This window comes from Arthrobacter sp. 10T44, from assembly GCF_056393885.1.
The window spans coordinates 439,774-458,074 of record NZ_JBFTGT010000004.1; the positions used below are offsets into that span (position 1 = coordinate 439,774).

Here is an 18,301-nt window from a genome sequence, read left to right on the forward strand (position 1 = left end):
GCCGGAAATCGGCCGTCTAACCCCGCCGTGCGGCACTGTCAATACGCACGCCGGGGCCCTGCTGTCAATGTTGACTTGGTCCCCCCGAAGTAGAAAACTAAAGGCGGTGCCGAGCCGCGAAACCCCCGGGCTTCAACAATTAGCCGCCTAGAGCGGCCTACCGCCGAGAGGCGTATCCGGTTCGGCACCATTTTCATGCCCGTTGCCAGTGGCCCGTTCCGGCCGGCCCGGCGCCTGCCCCGGCCGGCCGTTCCCGCCGGCCGAAGTCCGAGCGGTAAAGTAAACCCCATGCGCGGGCCATCGTCACGTTCCAGGGCCGGCAGACAACGCCCGTGTAAGCCTCGTCCGGAGACCGGTAACCCCACGTGAAGCTGCGCCTTTTCCCCCAGGAGCCCGCAGGGCTGAACCTGCTGTCCCAGATGGCCCACCAGATAGCCGTGGCCACGGGAACCCTCTCGGAGATCCTTGGCGCGCCCGCCAGCGAACATGCGCGGCTGGTGGAGGACATGCACGACCACGAGGCGAAGTCGGCGGAACTGCATTTTGCCCTCCTGACCCACATGCGGACCAGCTTCCTGAATCCGCTCCCCCGCGAGGACATGTATGCGCTCTCCCGTTACCTCAACGAGGCAATGGAGAAGCTCGACGCCGCCGCGGACCTCGTCTTCCTGTACAAGCTGGAGCGGCTGCCCAAACGCGCGGCCGACCAGCTGGAAATCATCAGCCGGCAGGCCGAACTCACCGTTGACGCCATGCGCCAGCTGAACAACCTCGATGACCTGGAGGACTACTGGATCGAGGTCCTCCGTCTCACCAAGCGGGCTGAGCGCACCCACAGGGTCTGGGTGGCGGACATGATCAAGGACATGAAGTCGGCGCAGTACGCGCGCAACCGCGACATCGCGGATCAGCTCGTGGAAGTCACCAAGGACATGCGGCGGATCGCCACCCAGGTGGGCAGCATCATCGTCAAGGAATCCTGAGGTGTCCGTCGTTTTCTTTGCCCTGGTGGTGCTCTTCGCCGGGGCGTTCGCCTTTCTCAACGGCTTCCGCGACGCGTCCTCCTCGGTTGCCCTCGCCGTCCGGACGCGTGCCCTGACCCCCACCGTCGCGGTGCTCCTGGCCGGGCTGTTCAACTTCATCGGCGCCGGGCTGAGCGCAGCCCTGGCGCTGGAGGTCAGCCGGACCTGGGTGGTTCTTCCGCCCGGCGGCAACGGCCTGACCATCCTCATCGCCGGCCTGCTGAGCGCCGTGCTCTGGGGCCTCTTCACGTGGTGGCGCGGCATCCCGGCCTCCTCGACACACGCGCTCGTGGGGGGCCTGGCCGGGGCCGGCGTCGCCAGCGTTGCGGTAGGCGGACATTCGGTCCTGGGCGTGGACCAGTCCTTGCTTTTCCAAGTAGTGCTGCCCCTGCTGCTCTCCCCGGTCATCGCTTTCGCGGGCGCCTATCTGCTGGTCTGGCCGGCCACGTGGGCAGCCCGCTACACACCGCCGAGCGTCGTGAATACCAGGTCCAGGCGCGCCCAGGCCATCGCCGCGGGCACCGTCGCTTTCGGCCACGGCCTGCAGGACGGCCAGCGCACCAGCGCCGTGCTGATCCTGGCGATGCTGGCCGCGGGGCTCCCCGACGGCGGCACCACCCCCGTCTGGGTGGCGCTCCTGACCGCGGCCATGCTGACGGCAGGCACACTCGCAGGCGGGTGGCGGATCTCCTACACGATCGGCTACCGGATGATCCGGGTCGACCCCCTGCGCGGCTTCGTCGCTCAGCTCTACAGCAGCGCCATCCTGCTGGTGGGCGCGATCGGCCTGCACTGGCCGATTTCCACCACCCACACCGTGACCTCCGCGGTGCTGGGGGCGGGCACCAACCAGAGATACACAGCGACCAACCGCCGGCTGGTGCTGCGGATCCTCGCCTTCTGGGCACTGACGCCGCTGGTCACCGCCGCGGCGGCCTTTGTGCTGGAACTCGCCCTGTCGCCCCTCGCGGGGCTCTAGGGACCCGTCGGCTGCTCTTATCCGAAGCGGCCAGAGACGTAGTCCTCGGTGGCCTTCACGGAGGGGTTGCTGAAGATGGTGTGGGTGTCCCCGTACTCGATCAGCTTGCCGGGCTTGCCGGTGCCGGCGATGTTGAAGAACGCCGTCTTGTCCGAGACGCGGGCGGCCTGCTGCATATTGTGGGTCACGATCACCACCGTGTATTCGTCCTTGAGCTCGTTGATGAGGTCCTCAATGGCGAGCGTGGAGATCGGGTCCAGCGCGGAGCAGGGCTCGTCCATCAGGATCACCTGGGGCTCCACGGCGATGGCGCGGGCGATGCAGAGGCGCTGCTGCTGGCCGCCGGAGAGCCCCGAACCGGGCTTGGCCAGGCGGTCCTTGACCTCGTTCCAGAGGTTGGCGCCGCGCAGGGAGCGCTCCACGAGCGAGTCCGCCTCGCCCTTGGAGATCTTTTGGTTGTTCAGCTTCACGCCGGCCAGCACGTTGTCCCGGATGGACATGGTGGGGAACGGATTGGGCCGCTGGAAGACCATGCCGATCTGCGAGCGCACCGTCACGGGGTCCACGCCGGGACCGTAGAGGTTGTCGCCGTCGAGCAGCACTTCGCCTTCCACCCGGGCGCCGGGGATGACTTCGTGCATCCGGTTCAGGGTGCGCAGGAAGGTGGACTTGCCGCAGCCGGAGGGGCCGATGAAGGCGGTGACGGACTTGGCGTCGATGTTGATGTTGACGTCCTCGACGGCCAGGAATTTGCCGTAGTAGACGTTCAGGTCTTTGACGTCGATGCGCTTAGACATGCTGTTCCTTCACTTGTGGTGGTGGGGCCGGGTGCCTGCGGTGGCCTTAGCGGCCGGCCTTCGGGGCGAAGATGCGGGCCACCAGGCGGGCGGCCAGGTTGAGCAGCATCACGAGGATGATGAGGACCAGGGCCGCGCCCCAGGCGCGCTGGTCGGACGGACCCGGGTTGGACGGCGAGGTCGGGTTGAGGATCTGCGTGTAGATGAAGGTGGGCAGGGAGGCCATCCAGCCGCCAAACACGTTGTTGTTGATGGAGGTGGCGAAGCCGGCGGTGACCAGGATCGGGGCGGTTTCGCCGATCACGCGGGCAATGGCCAGGGTGACGCCGGAGGCGATGCCGGAAATCGCCGTCGGGATGACCACCTTGAGGATGGTCCGCCACTTGCGGACGCCGAGGGCGTAGGCGGCTTCGCGGAGTTCGTTCGGCACGATCTTGAGCATTTCCTCGCTGGAGCGGACCACCACCGGGATCATCAGCACCGAAAGTGCGACGGCGGCAACGGCCCCGGTCTTGGTGCCCGGGCCGACGACGGCGAAGAAGAACGCCGCGGCGAACAGGCCGGCCACGATTGAGGGGATGCCGGTCATCACGTCAACGAAGAAGGTGATGGCACGGGCCAGCGCCCGGTCCTCGCCGTATTCGACGAGGTAGATCGCGGTCAGCAGGCCCACCGGGACCGAGATGACGGTGGCGAGCAGGGTGATCTGCACGGTGCCGACCAGGGCGTGGTAGATACCGCCCAGCACGGGGGCGCCCTGTTCGACGGCCTTGTTGTCGTAGGCGCCGGTGACCCCGTTCATCGAGGTGGTCAGGAAGCCGGGGTCCACCAGTCCCGGCAGACCCTTGACCAGCACGGTCCAGATCACCGAGATCAGCGGCAGCAGGGCAATAAGGAAGGCTCCGGCGACGAGGCAGGTGGCCAGTTTGTCCTTAGCCTTGCGCGAGCCCTCAACTACGGCGCTCCAGCCGACGAGCCCGGCGGTGAAGAGCAGCGCCGAGACGATGCCCCAGCCGAAGGCGTTGAAGCCGACCAGGGCCAGGATGGCGGCACCGATGACGAGGGCGAGGGCCAGGACGATGTACGGCGCGGCCTTGGGCAGCTGCCCCTTGGTCAGGGCCGAGCGTTTGCGCACCGGGGTCAGGGTGGAGGTCATTTAGTTGGCTCCCGAGAATTCTTTGTGCCTGGTGATGATCCACCGGGCAATCATGTTCACACCGAGGGTGATGACGAAGAGCACCAGGCCGGCGGCGATCAGCGTGCTGACCTTCAGGCCGCTGGCTTCGGGGAAGTTCAGGGCGATCTCGGCGGCGATGGTCTGGTTGCCGGACTGGATCAGGCTTGCCGTGAGGGCGCCGGAGGAGAGCACGAGCGCGACGGCCATGGTTTCGCCAAGGGCACGGCCCAGGCCCAGCATCACGGCACTGACGATGCCCGGGCGGCCGAACGGCAGCACGGCCATCCGGATCATTTCCCAGCGGGTGGCGCCAAGGGCCAGTGCGGCCTCCTCGTGCAGCTTGGGGGTCTGCAGGAAGATTTCGCGTGAGAGCGAGGTGATGATCGGCAGGACCATCACCGCGAGCACGATGCCTGCCGTCAGGATGGTCTTGCCGGTGGCGGACGCCGGGCCCTGGAAGATCGGCAGCCAGCCCAGGTTTTTCGCGAGCCAGTCGTAGGCGGGCGCGATTTCCTTCGCCAGGAAGGCGGCGCCCCATGCACCGTAGACCACCGAGGGGATGGCGGCCAGCAGGTCCACTACGTAGCCAAGGCCGGACGCCAGCCGGCGCGGGGCGTAGTGCGAGATGAAGAGTGCGACGCCGATGGCCACGGGGGTGGCGATGACCAGCGCGATGACGGCCGCGATGAGGGTCCCGATCACGATCGGCCAGATGTAGGCGAAGAAGCCCTCGCCGCCCTGGATATCGGCGGCCGGGGCGGTGAACGCGGGAATCGCCTGGATGACGAGGAAGAGCGCAACCCCAAACAGGACGGCGAGGATCAGGCAGCCCGCTGCCAGGGTGGCCCCTGAGAAGACTTTGTCCCCGGCACGGCCTGCGCCCTGGGGTTTGGTCAGGGAGGTGGAGGTCATACCTGGCCCTTCGGTGTCGGTGTTGCGGATGTACGGAACGTCGTGGAACGGCCCGTAGCGGAACTGCGGGTGACGCGGCTAAGTTCCCCGCCCTGCCATACGGCGGGGCGGGGAACTCGACCGTTCAATTCAAACCTTACGACTTGACCTTGATGGATTCGATCGCCTTGACACCCTTTTCGGACAGGGCGGAGGACAGCGGAGCCGACTTGGCGGACTCGGCAGCGGCCTTCTGGCCCTCTGCGGAAAGTACGTACTTCTCGAAGGCCTTGACCAGGTCAACGGTTTCCTGCTTGGCATAGGTGCTGCAGAGAACGTGGTAGGAGACCAGGACCAGCGGGTAGGCGCCGGCTTCGGTGGTGGTGCGGTCCAGCTTGATGGCAAGGTCGTTGGCGCCGCGGCCCTCGACAGGCTTGCCCAGGTCAACGGCCTTGGAGGCCGCTTCCGGGGAGATCTTGACGAACTCGGAGCCAACCTTGATCTGGGCGGTGCCCAGCTTGCCGCTGACGGCCGAGTCATCGGCGTAGGTGACCGCACCGGCGGTGTCGGTGACGGTCTTGACGACGCCGGAGGTGCCCTTGGCGTTCTCGCCCTTCAGCGAAGCCGGCCAGACACCGTCAGCCTTGTCCTTCCAGACGGCGGGAGCCGCTGCGGAGAGGTACTCGGTGAAGTTCTTGGTGGTGCCGGAGTCGTCAGAGCGGTTGACCGGGGTGACTTTGAGGTCCGGCAGCTTGGCGTCCGGGTTCAGCGCGGTGATGGCGGGGTCGTTCCACTTGGCGATCTCGCCGCGGAACATCTTGGCCGCAGTGGTTGCGTCCAGCTTCAAGTCCGTCACGCCAGGCACGTTGAACGCGATGGCGATCGGCGAGATGTAGACGGGAACCTCGATGGCGCCGTCGGGGCCGCACTGGTCCTTGGCCTTGGCGACTTCCTCGTCCTTGAGGTAGGCGTCGGAGCCGGCGAACTGGGCCGAGCCGTCGAGGATGGCCTTGCGGCCTGCGCCGGAACCGTCCGGGGAGTACTGCACGTTCGCGCCCTGGTTGGCGGAGGCGAAGTTGGTCTTCCACACGTCCATGGCCGCACCCTGCGCGGAGGAACCGATGCCGGTCAGCGTGCCGGTGACCTTGGAGCCAGAGGCCGCCTGGGTGCCCGCAGTGGTGTTTGTTGCGTTGTCCGAACCGCAAGCGGTGAGCGCGAGTGCGCCGGCTGCGATAACAGCAATGGCCGCGTTGCGGCCGAAGCGTGATGCCTTCACTAGATGTACCCCTTCCAGGGTTATTCAGATGCGTGTCGGACCGGAGACGTCCGAGCAATAAAGACGGTGGATACGTTTTGTACCTTTACCGAAGTTAGGTGCCCCAGGTGAAGAGAATTGGGGTCCAAAGTGAACGGAGGGTTAACGACGTCGGACCATTGGTCGACGACGGACGGGTCGGTCTTGCGTTAGCTGCGTCACAGCCGTAGGGGCCGCGTCCCGCAACCTTGGCACCGCGGACAGCAAATAGACTGGTGGGCATGGCCTCCGCTACTGGGTTCACCGCAAGCGCACGATTCCTGCGCGGCCGGGTCCGCACCGGATTTGTCCGGAGCCGTAATTCGCTGGTGCCTGCGCTCCAGATGACGGCCTGCGCGGTAGGGGCCTACGCCTTCGCCGAGTACGTCCTGGGCCACACCGGGCCGTTGTTCGCCGCCACCTCCTCCCTGATCGCCCTGGGCTTCTCCCGTGATCCGCGGCTTCGCCGCGTCGTGGAGGTAGGCCTGGGCTGCACCATCGGCATTGTGGTGGGCGACCTGTTGCTGCACTGGCTGGGCGCGGGAATCTGGCAGGCCGCCGTCGTGCTCCTTTTCTCGATTCTACTGGCGCGCTTCCTGGACAGCGGAACTATTTTCACCACCCAGCTGGGGCTGCAGTCCCTGCTGGTGGTGCTGCTGCCGGCTCCCGCCGGAGGACCGTTCACCCGGAGCATCGACGCCGTCGTGGGCGGCGTCTGCGCTCTCCTGGTGACTTTCCTGATCCCCAAGGATCCGCGGCGCGAACCCCGCAACGACGTGAAGAAACTGCTCCACGAACTAGCGGAGGTGCTGCGCGAGTGCTCCTCGGCCCTGACCCACAGTGACTCCACCCAGGCCTGGCATGCGCTGATCCGGGGGCGCAACTGCCAGCCCCTGGTCGATGCGATGCGCCAGACGCTGCGCTCCTCCGGCGAGGTGGCCACCCTGGCCCCCGCCTACCGCCGGTACCGGGACGAGCTGGACCGGCTGGCGCAGTCGGTGGACTTCATCGACCTCGCGCTGCGCAACAGCCGCGTGTTTGCGCGCCGGTTGACCAGCGCGATCAACCACGCCGCGCTCTCGGACGAGGCCACCGAGAACATTGCCGAGGTCCTGCAGGAGACTGCCGCGGCGATCGACGAACTCGGCCTGGGGCTGGCGGAGGTGCACGACGGCGTCCGCCGCGCCCACCTGCGCACGGCCCGGGTGGAACTGAGCGAAACGGCGGGCCGGCTGCACCCGCGTCTGCTGGACGTGCAGCGGCTTGAGGGGGAAACCGTGGTGATGCTCTTCCGCCCGCTCATGGTGGACCTGCTCGAAGCCGCCGGCATGGATCCGAACGAGGCCCGGGACATCCTGCCCGCCCTCTAGCCCCGGCTGCCGGCCAGCGGTCCCCGGGCCTGGATGTCAGTGCCCCCGGTTAGGGTGGAGCAATGGCAACAAAGACTTCCCGCGCCGCCAAGGCGCCGGGCTACAAGTGCGCGGAGTGCGGCTGGACCACGGCCAAGTGGGTGGGCCGGTGCGGCGAGTGTCAGGCCTGGGGCACCGTTGAAGAGACCGGCGCCGCCGTGGCGCGGACGACGGCGGCGACCACCGTCCTGGAGCCGGCCCGCCGCATCGCCGACGTGGATGCCACGACGGCGGCGTTCCTCCCCACCGGGGTAGACGAACTGGACCGCGTGCTGGGCGGCGGACTGGTTCCCGGCGCCGTGATCCTGCTGGCCGGCGAGCCCGGCGTGGGCAAGTCCACGCTGCTGCTGGACGTCGCGGCCAAGTTCGCCCGCACCGCCCAGGACGTCCTCTACGTCACCGGCGAGGAGTCGGCCGCCCAGGTGAAGCTGCGCGCGGACCGGATCGACGCCGTCGCCGAATCGCTGTACCTCTCCGCCGAAACGGACCTCGGCCAGGCGCTGGGGCAGGTGGAAAAACTGGAGCCGAGGCTGCTGGTTGTGGACTCGGTCCAGACGCTGAGCAGCGCCGACGTCGAAGGCAGCGCCGGGGGCGTCTCCCAGGTCCGCGAAGTCGCGGCCTCGCTGATCGCCGCCGCCAAGCGCCGCAACATGACCACCCTGCTGGTGGGGCACGTGACCAAGGACGGCTCCATCGCCGGGCCCCGGCTGCTCGAGCACCTGGTGGACGTGGTCTGCCAGTTTGAGGGCGAGCGGCACTCCCGGCTGCGGCTGCTGCGCGCGGTGAAAAACCGCTACGGCCCCACCGACGACGTCGGCTGCTTCGACCTGAACGAGGACGGCATCGTCGGCCTGGCCGATCCCAGCGGCTTGTTTGTCTCCCGTACCAAGGACCCGGTGTCCGGCACGTGCATCACGGTGACGCTGGAGGGCCGCCGGCCGCTGCTGGCAGAGGTCCAGTCCCTGCTCGCCGAAAGCGCCAACGCGCAGCCGCGCAGGGCCACCAGCGGCCTGGACAGCTCCCGGGTGGCGATGCTCCTGGCCGTGCTGCAGCAGCGCGCCGGCTGCCTGCTGCACAAGGATGACTCCTATGTCGCGACCGTGGGCGGGGTGAAGCTCAGCGAACCCGCCACGGATCTCGCCGTGGCCCTGGCTGTTGCCTCGGCGAAGGCCAAGAAGCCGCTTCCGCAGCGGCTGATCGCGTTTGGCGAGGTGGGCCTGGCCGGCGAGGTCCGTCCGGTCCCTGGGATCAACCAGCGCATCCAGGAAGCGCACCGGCTGGGGTTCACGCACGCCGTGGTACCCGCCAGCCCCAACGGGCCAGGCCCGGTCCCGGCGGGCTTCTCGGTCCGGGAAGTCAGCCACCTGGCCGAGGCCTTGAGCCTGCTCATCAGCTGACGGCGCCTGGTCGGAGGGCGACTTAGGACCCTAGCGCTACTGTCCCGGCGGGAGCACCATGGGATCAGTAACTTCCGTTGGCGAAGGGAACAGTCATGATGTGGGGTTACGGGCAGAACCTGTGGTGGATGTGGCTGTGGGGCGTGCTCTTCCTCGTCGGAGTCGCGGTCCTGGTGCTGCTCGCGGTCCGGATCTTCGGCGGGCCCGGCCACGGAGCGCAACCCGGGCCGGGACACCCCGGTCCCTACGGCCAACCAAGTCCCTACGGCCAACCCGGGCCCTCCCCCCAGCCGGGCACGCCCGGCCGGAGCCCTGGAACCCCGGGCGGCAGGAGCCAGGCCCGGCTCATCCTCGATGAGCGCTTCGCGAGAGGCGAACTGACGGCAGAGCAGTACCGTGAGCACGTTAAGGAACTCGGCGAGGGGCCGTAGTGCCTGCTATCAGCCGCCGCAGCGCCTTGTTGCTGGGCGGGGCCGGCCTTACCGGCACCGTTGCCGGGGGCGCCGGCCTGTGGTGGACCCTCAACTCGCGGCCGTCGCCGGTGACCGGGGAGCCCCTGGAGCAGCCTTCGGCGCTCAGCAGTTCGGGTGGCCTCCTGGAAGCCAGCCTCCAGGCTGCCCCGGGCCAGTTCCCGCTGGCCGGACGGCAGGCGGGGGCGCTGGGCTACAACGGCAGCATCCCCGGGCCCACCCTCCGGCTGCGCGCCGGGGACGTGCTCAGGCTCAAACTGGTCAACAAGCTGGCCGAACCCAGCAACCTGCACCTGCACGGACTCCACGTCTCGCCCCAGGGCAACGGCGACAACGTGTTCGTGGCCGTTGACCCCGGCAGCAGCTTCGACTATGAATACCGGCTCCCGGCCGGGCACCCGCCGGGCTTGTACTGGTACCACCCGCATCACCACGGCCGGGTCTCCGACCAGATCTTCGCGGGCCTCTTCGGCGCCATCATCGTCGAAGATCCCGTGCCGGTGCCCGCGAGCGCCGAACGCGTACTGCTCGTCTCGGACACCAGCCTGGATGGTGCCGGGAACGTGGCCGAGGCCTCGCAGCAGGACCGGATGGCCGGGCGCGAGGGTGCGCTCCTGCTGGTGAACGGCCAAGCCAATCCCCGTCTGGGCGCGCGGCCGGGGCAACGGGAACGGTGGCGCATTGTGAACTGCTGCGTGGCCCGGTACCTGCGCTTGCGGCTGGACGGGCAAAAGCTGCAGCTCCTGGGCATGGACTCCGGACGGTTCCGGTCGCCGTCGGACGTTCAGGAAGTGCTGCTGGCGCCGGGGAACCGGGCGGATCTGCTGGTCACGGCCGCCCTCGGGCAATCCGAACTGCGCGCGATGCCTTATGACCGCGGGACCATGCCCGGCATGAGCCGGCGCCGCATGGGTCCGGGCCTGCCGGCGGAGCAGGACGGGCCGGCGGATCCGGCCGGCACCACCTTGGCAACGCTGGACGTGGCCGGCGACCCGGCCCCGCCAGCCCCCGTCATTTCAGCCGGGGCCGCCCCGCCTGAGTTGCGCTCCGCCGCCGTCGCCGCGCGCCGGCAGCTGGTGCTCGCCACTCCCATGGGGCCGGGGTCGGGTCAGGGAATGGGCGCGGGAATGATGGGCTTCACCATCAACGGCCTGGTCTTCGACGAGCGAAGGACGGACACCACCGTTGCCGCCGGGACGGTTGAGGAGTGGGTCCTGGTCAACCGCAGCCCCATGGACCACCCCTTCCACCTGCACGTGTGGCCGATGCAGCTCATAGCGGAGAATGGCCGCGCCCTGGAGACGGCGGTTCTCCGGGATGTAGTCAACGTGCCGGCCAACGGCCAGTGCACGGTCCGGATCGCATTCCGGGATTTTACCGGCCGCTCCGTCTACCACTGCCACATCCTGGACCATGAGGACCTCGGCATGATGGGCGTCATCGAGGTGCGCTGACCCCGGGTTCGGAGTGCCCGGCCGATGCAACGACGCTCTTGCCAAACATACCCCCCGGGGGTATGTTTGAAGTCGGTAACAGGACAGCCACGACTTCTCCGGAGGCAGGAACCATGGACCACCAGCACAGCGGACAGACAGACCAACTGCGGGCCGGCACCGGCCACTCCGGCCACGTCCAGCCACAGCCCGGCCGGGACGATGAGCACCTTGTGCACAGCCACGGCCAGCATGCCGGCCACAGCGTCGCGATGTTCAAGAACAGGTTCTGGCTGACGCTGGCGCTGGCGGTCCCCGTGGTGCTGTTCAGCCCCATGTTCGGACACCTGCTCGGCTATGTGCCTCCGGTTTTCCCCGGTTCGGCCTGGATCCCGCCGGTGCTGGGGACCGTCATCTTCTTCTATGGCGGGCAGCCCTTCCTCAAGGGCGGCCTGGATGAACTGAAGAGCCGCAAACCGGCCATGATGCTGCTGATCGCCATGGCCATCAGCGTCGCTTTCGTCGCCTCGTGGGTCACGAGCCTGGGCATCGGGGGGTTTGACCTCGACTTCTGGTGGGAGTTGGCCCTGCTGGTGGCGATCATGCTGCTGGGGCACTGGATCGAGATGCGCGCCCTCGGCTCGGCGCGGGGCGCGCTCGATGCCCTCGCCGCACTGCTGCCGGACGAGGCGGACCGGATCACCGCAGCGGGCACGGAGACCGTCAAGGTCAGCGAACTCCTGGCAGGGGACACCGTCCTGGTCCGCTCCGGAGCCAGGATGCCGGCCGACGGCGTGGTCGTCGACGGCCAGGCCGAGTTCGACGAGTCGATGATCACCGGCGAATCCAAGACAGTGCTCCGCTCACCCGGAGACAAGGTCGTCGCCGGGACCGTGGCCACGGACAACACGGTCCGCGTGCAGGTCACCGCCGTCGGGGATGACACCGCCCTGGCCGGGATCCAGCGGCTGGTGGCCGAGGCGCAGGCCTCTTCGTCCAAGGCCCAGGCCCTGGCCGACCGGGCTGCAGCATTCCTGTTCTACTTCGCCGCCGGCGCCGGCGTCATCACGTTCATCGTCTGGTCCCTGCTGGGCAGCATTCCCGACGCCGTCACCCGCACCGTCACCGTGCTCGTGATCGCCTGCCCGCATGCCCTGGGCCTGGCCATCCCGCTGGTCATTGCGATTTCCACCGAACAGGCCGCCCGGGCCGGAGTCCTGATCAAGAACCGGATGGCACTGGAACGGATGCGGACCGTCGACGTCGTCCTCTTCGACAAGACCGGGACCCTCACCAAGGGCGAACCCGCCCTCAAGGACGTCGCCACCGCCGACGGCGTGGACCGGGACAGCCTCCTGGCGCTGGCCGCGGCCGTCGAGGCAGACAGCGAGCACCCGGTGGCACGTGCAATCGTCCGGGCGGCACGGCAGCAGGGCCTGCAGATTCCGGCGGCTACAGGATTTTCGTCCATGACCGGCCGCGGCGTCCGCGCCACGGTCGGCGGCAGGACGATCCAGGTCGGCGGCCCGGCCCTGCTCCGCGACCTCGAAGCGGAAGAACCGCAGGCACTCGCAACTGCCACCCGGGCCTGGATGGACCGCGGCGCGGCCGTGCTCCACGTCATTGACGGGGATAAAATCCTGGGGGCCGTGAGCCTCGAGGACGCCGTGCGGACCGAGTCCCGGCAGGCCGTAAAGGCCCTGCAGGACCGTGGCATCAAGGTCGCCATGATCACCGGCGACGCCCGTCAGGTCGCCCGCGCCGTTGGCGAGGAACTCAACATCGACGAGGTCTTCGCCGAGGTCCTGCCGGCCGATAAGGACAAGAAAGTTGCCGAACTGCAGTCCCGCGGCTTGAAGGTGGCGATGGTGGGCGACGGCGTCAACGACTCCCCCGCGCTGGCCCGGGCCGAAGTCGGCATCGCGATCGGCGCCGGTACCGACGTCGCGATGGAGTCCGCCGGCGTCGTCCTGGCCGGAAACGATCCCCGGGCCGTCCTGTCCATGCTGGACCTTTCCCGGGCCAGCTACCGCAAGATGTGGCAGAACCTCATCTGGGCCACCGGCTACAACATCGTCTCCATCCCGCTGGCCGCCGGCGCCCTTGCCTTCGCCGGCGTCGTCCTCTCCCCCGCGGCCGGAGCTGTGCTGATGTCCGCCTCAACGATCGTGGTGGCGCTGAATGCACAGCTGCTGCGGCGCCTTAAGCTCAATCCGGCCCAGGTCCGCTGAACCAAAGGACGCCCATGGATGCCCACACCCCGTCGTTCGGACGCTCGTATGCCCGCGTCGGGCCCCGGATGGACGCCCGCGGGGCGGCCGACCACCGGCGGCGCCTCGTCGAAGCGGCCCACGGCGCCGTCGTCGAGATCGGGGCAGGCTACGGCGCGACCTTCCCGTTCTATCCGCCCGCGGTGACGGGGGTGCTGGCGCTCGAACCGGACCCCACGCTCCGGGCGCTGGCCCTGGCCGCCGCAGCGACGGCGCCGGTGCCGATCACCGTCCTGGACGGGGTCGCCGAGTCGCTGCCGGCCCCGGACGGCTCGGTGGACGTCGTCGTCTCGAGCCTCGTGCTGTGCAGCGTGGCCGAGCCGTCCGCCGCCCTGGCCGAAGCCGTCCGGGTCCTCAAGCCGGGCGGCCAGCTGCTGTTCTATGAGCACGTCCGCTCCACGCACCGCGTGCTGGGGTTGGCCGAGGACCTGCTCACACCGCTCTGGAGCCGCCTGGCCGGCGGCTGCCACCCTAACCGGGACACTCCGTCCACCATCGTCCGGGCCGGCCTGGCAGTCGAGTCACTGGACCGCTTCGGCTTCGCGGTGCTGCCCGGCAATCCGCCGCTGGCCCACGTCCTGGGGGTGGCGGTCAAGGCCTGAGCCGGCCGCCGCACCAGGGACAGGGGTCCGTTACAGCGCGGCGGAGGAGGCCCGCGACACGCGCATTTCACCCCGGACACGGCGGGATCCCGGCTGCGGCTGTTGCCCTACAGTGGACGTAATCATCGAAAGGACCCCCCACATGGCATGTGACGGCTGCACGGCTTCTCCGAGACTCGACTTTGATTTCAGCATGGCTTTCCAGCCGATCTACGACGCCGTCGCCGGCCGCGTGTGGGGCTATGAGGCCCTGGTCAGAGGCTTGTCGGGCGAGGGCGCCTATGACGTTCTGTCAAAAGTCTCACCGGAGCAGAAGTACCGCTTTGACCAGGCCTGCCGCGTCAAGGCAATCGAGCTGGCATCCCGCCTCTTTCCTGCGGGTGAGGAGCTGATGCTGTCGATCAACTTCATGCCCAACGCGGTCTACGAACCGGCTGCATGCCTTCGTGCGACGCTGCAGGCAGCCGCGCGATGCAGCTTTCCGACGTCGTCGATCATGTTCGAGTTCACCGAAAATGAGGAGGTCTCGGACACGGCACACCTCACGAACATCATCACCGAGTACCGCAAGCACGGTTTCACCACCGCCATCGACGATTTTGGCGCCGGCCATGCGGGACTTGGCCTCTTGGTCGATTTCCAGCCCGACCTGATCAAGGTCGACATGAAACTCATCCGAGGGATCGACTCCAGCCCGGCCCGCCAGACCGTCGTCGCCGGCATCGTCGGCATCGCCAGGGAGCTGGACATCACGGTGCTCGCGGAAGGCATTGAGACTGAAGCGGAGTTCCTGGCCCTGAAGGCAACCGGCATCCGCCTGTTCCAGGGATATTGGTTTGGGAAGCCCGCCTTCGAGGAGCTCCCCCGGGTCCACCAGGAGTCGGTTCTCAGCAGCACCGCCTAGCGTCTGCCGCCTCCCCCAGCGGACCCGGGCGCCTAGGCCTTCTTCGGCGGCAGGGCCAGCCGGAAGATCTTGGCCCAGGTGGAGCCGACCTGCTTCCAGATCGGGCCCGTGGTGTACGGCAGGCCGTAGCGTCGGCAGATCTCCTGGACCTTCGGGGCCACCTCGGCATAGCGGTTGGACGGCAGGTCCGGGAAGAGGTGGTGCTCGATCTGGTGCGAGAGGTTGCCGGTCATCAGGTGCATGAACTTGGAGCCGGAGATGTTGGCCGAGCCGATCATCTGGCGCACGTACCAGTCGCCGCGGGTCTCGCCGTCGACCATTTCCTCGGTGAACGTATCCGTCCCGTCCGGGAAGTGCCCGCAGAAGATCACCGCGTGGGCCCAGACGTTGCGGACCGCGTTGGCGGTCAGCGTGCCGTAGAGGGCCTGCTTGCCGGAGCCGGTGAGCATGGCGACGGCGGGCGTGGCGGCGTAATCCTTGGTGAACTGCTTGAGGGCCTTGCGGCCGAGCGCCTTGAGGTCCTTGTTCAGGGCTTCTTTGGACTTCCTGCCCTCTTTGTAGTCCACGAGTTCGAGGTCATAGATCGCGATGCCCCACTCGAAGACCGGCGCCAGCAGCGCGTTGTAGAGCGGGTTGCCCAGGTTGAAGGGCTTCCATTCCTGTTGCGGATCCATGCGCAGCAGGTTGTACCCGATGTCGTTGTCCTTGCCGACGACGTTGGTCCACCGGTGGTGCAGGTCGTTGTGGGTGTGCTGCCAGGAGCGCGCCGGGGTGACGAAGTCCCACTCCCAAGTGGTGGAGTGGATGTCCGGGTCCCGCATCCAGTCCCACTGGCCGTGCAGGATGTTGTGTCCCAGCTCCATGTTTTCCAGGATCTTGGCGAAGCTCAGCAGCGTGGTGCCGGTGACCCAGGCGGCCTTGTTCTTGCTGACCAGGAGCGCAGCGCGGCCGGAGATCTCCAGGCCGCGCTGGATCTTGATCATGCGGCGGATGTAGGCGGCGTCCGAGGAGCCGCGCTTGGCGAGGATGTCGTCCTTGATCGCGTCAAGTTCGCGGCCCAGCTCCGCCACCTGCTCGTCCGAGAGGTGCGCTGCGGCGGGCGGCCGGAGCAGCGGGCTGCCCGTCTCGGCGAGCGCCCCTGGCCGCTTCTTTGCGGCGGCAACGACGGCGGATCCGGACTGGGCGCCAGTGTTGCCGCTTTCGGCAGTATCCGGCTTGTCAGCAAGTGTGGTCATGTGGTGGTTTCTCCTCAGAGGTCGAGGTTAACGGGTCCGGCGGCTGCCGAGACACACGTTTGGATTAGTTGGCCGGGCTCGCCGTGGACTTCGCCCGTGCGCAGGTCACGGATCTGGCCGGCCCGGAGCGGGATGAGGCAGCTGTGGCAGATGCCCATGCGGCAGCCGCTCGGCATCAGCACGCCGGCGTCCTCACCTACGTCGAGCAGGGGGGTGTCGCCGTCGGCTTCGACTTCACGGTCGGAGGCTTCGAAGGTCACCAGACCGCCGTCGTGCCCCTCGCCGCCGGCCAGGTTGGTGCTGAAGCGTTCGATCGTCAGGGTTGCGGCCGTGTCCTTGGTGCCGGGCGCGGCCTCGGATTCCCAGAGCGCCTCGGCGTCGTCGAGGAAGCCCTCGGGGCCGCAGGCGTAGGCGGCGCGGTCCCGCCAGTCCGGGCACAGCGGGTCGAGTCCCGCCGCGGTGCTGAAGTCGAGCCGCCCGCGTTCCCCGGTGAACCAGTGGGTGACCTTGAAGTTGGGGAACTGGTCTGCGAGTTCGGCCAGTTCCTCGCGGAAGATGGCGTCGGCCGCCGTCCGCGCCGTGTGGATGAGGACCACGTCGGCATCGGGACGGTGCGGGACAAGCGTGCGGACCATCGACATCACCGGGGTGATGCCGCTACCCGCGGTGAGCATCAGCAGCGGGCGCGGGTGTTCGGGGAGGACGAAGTCGCCCTGCGGCGGCGCGAGGAAAAGGACGTCGCCCGGCTTGGTGGTGCGGACCAGGGTCCCGGAGACGGCCCCCATGTCCGTGACGGTGATGGCAGGGTCCTCGCCGGCGGGCGCGCTGAGCGAGTAGGACCGCCAGTGGCGCACGCCGTTAAGTTCGACGCCGATGCGGGCCCACTGGCCTGCGCGGTGCGCTTGCCAGCCTCGGCCGGGACGGAAGAAAATGGTGGCGGAATCGGCCGTTTCTGGAACCACCCGGGTAACCACGCCGCGCAACTGGCGGGCAGAAAACACGGGGTTGAACAGCGACAGAATGTCTTCTGGAGCTAGTGGGGTGGTCAGTAGAGATGCGGCGCGCGCCAGCTTACGGAGCCGGATCATCTACTAAGCCTATGTCAGGTTGGGTCATAATTCTTCACCCAAGGCATACGATCGACTCAAAGAAACTATCTCCACGAAACAATTTTGGGATACCCGTCATGGATGCTCCTCCCGCCGGCCACTCCGGCTACCCCGCTTACGATCCGCCGTGGCTGGCGTTGCCGAAGGAGGTCAGCGACATGCTCCGGCCCAGGATGCCCGGCATCGTAGAGGCCATCATCGACGCCGTGCCACAGCTGGTTCCCGCCTATGCCCGGCCGATCGAGGGCCGCTTCGGGCGGGGGCTGCGGCGCGGCGTCGCGGCCGCCCTGGACCGCTTCCTGCAGCTTCCGGGCACCACGCTGCCGGCGCTTTCCGAGGAGAGCCGGCAGCTGGTGGCGGGCCTGGGCAGCGGCGAGTTCCGGCAGGGCAGGAGCATGGATGCCCTGCTCAGCGCCTACCGGATGGGGGCCCGCGTGACGTTCCGGGAGATGTCCAAGGTCTCGGTGGAACACCATCTGGGCCAGAACGTGGTGGTGGACCTCGGCGAATCGATCCTGGCCTACATCGATGAGCTCTCCGCGGTCAGTGCCGAGGCCTACGCTTTTGAGCAGTCCGAACGTGCCGGCGCGGTGGACCGGCGCCGCACCGAGCTGCTGGACCTGCTGCTGCTGGGGCAGGCGGACGAGGCGGCGCTGCGCCAGACGGCGGCGATGGCGGACTGGTCCCTGCCCCCGCGCATGACGGTCGTGACGCTGCCGGTGGACCGGGCCGCCGGGCTGCGGCTGCGGCTGGGCCCGGGAACCCTGGTGATCGAACGCGAGACCGACGCCGTGGCTCTGGTCCCGGTCCGCAACTCCAAGTCCGCCCGGAAGGACCTCGACAAGGCACTCCGGGGCCGCGGCGCCTCCGTGGGTCCGGCCGGCGGCTGGGAGAAGGTCCCCGAGTCCCTGCGGCTGGCCGTGCTGGCGGCATCGGTGCTGCCGCACCGGGACGGTCCGGAGGACGCGCCGATCTGGGCGGATGAGCATCTCGCGGCGGTGATCCTCGGCGCCGAGCCCTCCGCCATCACCGAGCTGGCCAACCGCCGCCTGGCCCCGCTCGAGGGTCTCCGCCCGGCGCAGCGCGAACGGCTCGCCGAAACCCTGTTGTCCTGGCTGCGGCACTGGGGGCAGCGGGCGCCGGTGGCCGCCGAACTGGGCATCCACCCGCAGACCGTCGGCTACCGGGCGGCCCAGCTGCGCGAACTGTTCGGGGACGCGCTGGAGGACCCGGTGGCGCGGTTTGAGCTGGAGCTCGCGCTGCACGCCGGCAGGCGCTGACCCGGGGACCAGCGCTAGCTGGCGATGCCGGC

16 protein-coding genes are annotated in these 18,301 nt (G+C 68.3%); 10 read left to right on the forward strand and 6 right to left on the reverse strand.

Annotation, left to right across the window (positions count from 1 at the left end; genetic code table 11):
* Positions 1-365: 365 nt before the first annotated feature.
* Together AC1DBL_RS10030 and AC1DBL_RS10035 are read left to right on the forward strand one after the other, a co-directional pair.
* On the forward strand, positions 366-983 hold the full coding sequence (locus AC1DBL_RS10030; RefSeq protein WP_476892990.1) for a DUF47 domain-containing protein: 618 nt from the start codon (positions 366-368) through the stop codon (positions 981-983).
* A 1-nt stretch (position 984) separates the two neighbouring features.
* Complete coding sequence (locus tag AC1DBL_RS10035; protein WP_476926025.1) at positions 985-2,001, forward strand: inorganic phosphate transporter; 1,017 nt, start codon at positions 985-987, stop codon at positions 1,999-2,001.
* A gap of 17 nt (positions 2,002-2,018) precedes the next feature.
* On the opposite strand, the gene pstB is transcribed toward AC1DBL_RS10035, so the two are convergent.
* The 4 genes from pstB to pstS form a co-directional block, all read right to left on the reverse strand.
* Complete coding sequence (gene pstB, locus AC1DBL_RS10040) at positions 2,019-2,798, reverse strand: phosphate ABC transporter ATP-binding protein PstB (protein WP_441418104.1); 780 nt, start codon at positions 2,796-2,798, stop codon at positions 2,019-2,021.
* 46 nt (positions 2,799-2,844) lie between these two features.
* Positions 2,845-3,954 carry a phosphate ABC transporter permease PstA gene (gene pstA, locus AC1DBL_RS10045; RefSeq protein ID WP_476908880.1) on the reverse strand — a complete coding sequence of 370 codons (1,110 nt, stop codon included), beginning with the start codon at positions 3,952-3,954 and terminating at the stop codon, positions 2,845-2,847.
* The gene (gene pstC / locus AC1DBL_RS10050) at positions 3,955-4,887 is read right to left on the reverse strand and encodes a phosphate ABC transporter permease subunit PstC (protein WP_441418106.1); all 933 of its coding nucleotides are present in this window, start codon (positions 4,885-4,887) and stop codon (positions 3,955-3,957) included.
* Positions 4,888-5,023: 136 nt separating this feature from the next.
* Positions 5,024-6,142, reverse strand: a complete 1,119-nt coding sequence (pstS, locus tag AC1DBL_RS10055; protein ID WP_476892992.1) for a phosphate ABC transporter substrate-binding protein PstS — start codon at positions 6,140-6,142, stop codon at positions 5,024-5,026.
* Positions 6,143-6,402: 260 nt separating this feature from the next.
* On the opposite strand from pstS, the gene AC1DBL_RS10060 reads away from it, so the two are divergent.
* From AC1DBL_RS10060 to AC1DBL_RS10090, 7 genes are all read left to right on the forward strand, one after another.
* Positions 6,403-7,530 carry an FUSC family protein gene (locus tag AC1DBL_RS10060; RefSeq protein WP_441418108.1) on the forward strand — a complete coding sequence of 376 codons (1,128 nt, stop codon included), beginning with the start codon at positions 6,403-6,405 and terminating at the stop codon, positions 7,528-7,530.
* A 62-nt stretch (positions 7,531-7,592) separates the two neighbouring features.
* Positions 7,593-8,966, forward strand: a complete 1,374-nt coding sequence (gene radA / locus AC1DBL_RS10065; protein WP_441418109.1) for a DNA repair protein RadA — start codon at positions 7,593-7,595, stop codon at positions 8,964-8,966.
* 95 nt (positions 8,967-9,061) lie between these two features.
* Entirely contained in the window at positions 9,062-9,397 is a 336-nt protein-coding gene (locus AC1DBL_RS10070; RefSeq protein WP_441418110.1) for an SHOCT domain-containing protein, read from the forward strand.
* Positions 9,397-10,890, forward strand: coding sequence for a multicopper oxidase family protein (locus tag AC1DBL_RS10075; RefSeq protein ID WP_476917268.1), 1,494 nt, complete (start codon positions 9,397-9,399; stop codon positions 10,888-10,890). Before AC1DBL_RS10070 ends, AC1DBL_RS10075 begins: the two co-directional genes overlap by 1 nt.
* 113 nt (positions 10,891-11,003) lie before the next feature.
* Positions 11,004-13,100 carry a copper-translocating P-type ATPase gene (locus tag AC1DBL_RS10080; protein ID WP_476926026.1) on the forward strand — a complete coding sequence of 699 codons (2,097 nt, stop codon included), beginning with the start codon at positions 11,004-11,006 and terminating at the stop codon, positions 13,098-13,100.
* 14 nt (positions 13,101-13,114) lie between these two features.
* On the forward strand, positions 13,115-13,741 hold the full coding sequence (locus tag AC1DBL_RS10085; RefSeq protein ID WP_441418113.1) for a class I SAM-dependent methyltransferase: 627 nt from the start codon (positions 13,115-13,117) through the stop codon (positions 13,739-13,741).
* A 193-nt stretch (positions 13,742-13,934) separates the two neighbouring features.
* The gene (locus AC1DBL_RS10090; RefSeq protein ID WP_441418114.1) at positions 13,935-14,645 is read left to right on the forward strand and encodes an EAL domain-containing protein; all 711 of its coding nucleotides are present in this window, start codon (positions 13,935-13,937) and stop codon (positions 14,643-14,645) included.
* A gap of 32 nt (positions 14,646-14,677) precedes the next feature.
* Here AC1DBL_RS10090 and AC1DBL_RS10095 read toward each other — a convergent pair whose 3' ends face one another.
* Both AC1DBL_RS10095 and AC1DBL_RS10100 read right to left on the reverse strand, forming a co-directional pair.
* A complete protein-coding gene (locus AC1DBL_RS10095; protein WP_441418115.1) occupies positions 14,678-15,880 on the reverse strand; it encodes a fatty acid desaturase family protein in 1,203 nt (400 codons plus the stop codon).
* Positions 15,881-15,894: 14 nt separating this feature from the next.
* A complete protein-coding gene (locus tag AC1DBL_RS10100; RefSeq protein WP_476926027.1) occupies positions 15,895-16,968 on the reverse strand; it encodes a ferredoxin reductase in 1,074 nt (357 codons plus the stop codon).
* A 98-nt stretch (positions 16,969-17,066) separates the two neighbouring features.
* Between AC1DBL_RS10100 and AC1DBL_RS10105 the strand changes: the two genes are divergently transcribed.
* The gene (locus AC1DBL_RS10105) at positions 17,067-18,269 is read left to right on the forward strand and encodes a PucR family transcriptional regulator (protein WP_476908876.1); all 1,203 of its coding nucleotides are present in this window, start codon (positions 17,067-17,069) and stop codon (positions 18,267-18,269) included.
* Positions 18,270-18,301 lie beyond the last annotated feature (32 nt).